The sequence below is a fragment of the Acinetobacter sp. NIOH-H-8 genome (assembly GCF_046635365.1).
Lineage (GTDB): Bacteria > Pseudomonadota > Gammaproteobacteria > Pseudomonadales > Moraxellaceae > Acinetobacter.
On record NZ_JBHDVN010000359.1, the window covers coordinates 1 to 387 of the forward strand.

A 387-nucleotide genomic window follows, 5' to 3' on the forward strand; every position below is an offset into this window, starting at 1 on the left:
CGAAAAAAGTCGTGATGATGCTGGCAACCGAAGAACTTCGCGTGGCGCTGGCGACCACGCATCTGCCGCTACGGGCGATTGCAGACGCCATCACCCCTGCGCTTTTGCACGAAGTGATTGCTATTTTGCATCACGATTTGCGGACCAAATTTGGTATTGCCGAACCGCGCATTCTTGTCTGTGGCCTGAATCCGCACGCGGGCGAAGGCGGTCATATGGGCACGGAAGAGATAGACACCATCATTCCGGTGCTCGACGAGCTGCGGGCGCAGGGGATGAAACTCAACGGGCCGCTACCTGCTGATACGCTGTTTCAGCCCAAATATCTCGATAATGCCGACGCGGTGCTGGCAATGTACCACGATCAGGGCCTGCCCGTGCTAAAAT

General features: G+C 56.6%; 1 protein-coding gene. It reads left to right on the forward strand.

Going from position 1 to position 387, the window contains the following annotated elements:
* Positions 1–387, forward strand: a 387-nt coding sequence (locus tag ACEWB7_RS18650) for a 4-hydroxythreonine-4-phosphate dehydrogenase PdxA (RefSeq protein WP_411581182.1), incomplete at both ends; no start/stop codon positions are given.